This is a genomic window from Trichococcus sp. (assembly GCF_049589555.1).
Taxonomy (GTDB): domain Bacteria; phylum Bacillota; class Bacilli; order Lactobacillales; family Aerococcaceae; genus Trichococcus.
In genome coordinates, this window is the sequence record NZ_JBAWAZ010000322.1 from 1 (window position 1) to 1,744 (window position 1,744).

Annotated in this window: 2 protein-coding genes; both read left to right on the forward strand. The window is 48.9% G+C overall.

All coding sequences use genetic code 11. From position 1 onward, the window contains the following. Nucleotides 1-999 (forward strand): AAA family ATPase (locus WBV27_RS11350; protein WP_424202142.1); only part of this gene is annotated, 999 nt, incomplete at its 5' end. Continuing rightward, the gene (locus tag WBV27_RS11355) at nucleotides 989-1,603 is read left to right on the forward strand and encodes an RloB family protein (RefSeq protein ID WP_424202143.1); all 615 of its coding nucleotides are present in this window, start codon (nucleotides 989-991) and stop codon (nucleotides 1,601-1,603) included. The genes WBV27_RS11350 and WBV27_RS11355, both read left to right, overlap by 11 nt. The last annotated feature ends 141 nt before the right edge of the window (nucleotides 1,604-1,744 follow it).

Genomic DNA, 1,744 nt, shown 5'->3' on the forward strand with positions numbered 1-1,744 from the left:
GAATGGTTGGACCACATCGAACCGTTCCATCTGGATGCGCGGACCGAGAAAAAGGACACAATGTTGGAAGCAAGCTTCCTTTTGGCAGGGAGGCTTTATCGCTATGGGTTTTTCGTCAATCGCAAACGGGTTACTGAGGAATTCCTTTATCTGGAAGGCGACGAGCAAAAAGATTTGTTTTTCCGGAATGCGACAGGCAAAATCGTCGGTGGGGAATGGGCCGAACTGTTCCAACACATCATTTTGGAAGATACGCGATTGGCCTTGTCGTCGTTACTTTCCACACCCGAGTCGGCAGAACATCCAGAATTGAAGCTGTTTCTCGAGTGGTTCACGGAAATGCGCATCATCCTCGACACCTCGAAAATTGGGATGTCCATTTCGATGGCGAAGATGCACCTTTCCAAATATAAACATAACCTTATGGCTTTGATCAGAGTGGCCGATCCGTCCATCCAGGACATCGTTGTCCACGAATTGGGCAATACGCGCAACGGCCGGCCGGAACTGGCGTTTTTCGTCGTCAAGACCCGGCGCAATGAAGCAGGGGAAGCAGAGCCCCATTGTGAAAATTTCCGTTTCCAGGATACCGAATCTGCAGGGACCGTCAAACTGCTGGCTTTGGCCGGTCCGATCATCGAGGCGCTCGAAAAGGGTGGCTTGCTGATGGTCGATGAGATGGACACGCAATTCCACACCTTGATGACGCGCTATGTGCTGGAACTTTTTTCCGGTAATGTCAACGACAAAGGCGCGCAGATGATCTATTCGACGCATGACATCACGAATCTGTCCAGCAGCCTTTTCCGCAGGGACCAAGTCTGGTTCGTGGAGAAGGACAGCTACAGCGCTAGCCACCTGACTTCCTTGGTGGAATATCGTTTTGATGACGAGGAAAGGAAGAACAGTTTTGAATTTTACCGCAACTATCTGAACGGCAAATACGGGGCAATCCCGTTCCCGTTGCCGGTGGATTGGTGGGTCGACAATGGAAAATAGAAGAAGGGACCATAAGAAAAAATTTGAACGGCCGGTCGGAACGAAACGGCCGGAAAAAACTTTCCTGATCCTTTGCGAAGGCACCAAGACCGAGCCGAACTACTTCCGTAGTTTTCACGTCATCTCTGCGCAGGTCGAAATCGTCGGGACGGCGATGAACACGATGTCCTTGGTCAACTATGCTCGCGAAGTTATCGATACCCGGCGTGACGAGTATGATGAAATTTGGCTGGTTTTCGACAAGGATTCCTTCGACCGGGACATCTTCAATGAAGCTGTTTTTTTCTGCGAAACCCATTACCGGGAAGGTTTCCGTGCCGCCTACAGCAACGAAGCATTCGAAATCTGGTACCTGCTGCATTTCGAACTGATCAAAAAATCGATTTCACGTTTCCATTACCCAGACATGCTCTCGAAACGGCTGGGATTTTTCTACAAAAAAAATCATCCGCATATGTACAACGTATTATTATCAAGGCAGCCGGCAGCCATCCAGAACGCCAAGAAACTCTACAGTCAGCGCTCGCCATCGCCAGCCCGGGACAACCCGTCCACGACCGTCTTCATGCTGGTGGAAGAATTGAATAAACATCTGCGGAAATAATTTAAAAATTTTTTAAAATAAAAAAAGCTGGCGCGAATTTTTGCGGATAATACCAGTGTAGGTCTTATCAAGCAGCAAAGGCCACTTAACAAGACGAGAAGGGATCGATTGCATATGTTCATGACACCGGTATTAGGGATG

Bases quoted from the DNA above. Each gene is read 5' to 3' on its own strand.
- WBV27_RS11355 (WP_424202143.1), top strand. From the start codon at position 989: ATGGAAAATAGAAGAAGGGACCATAAGAAAAAATTTGAACGGCCGGTC.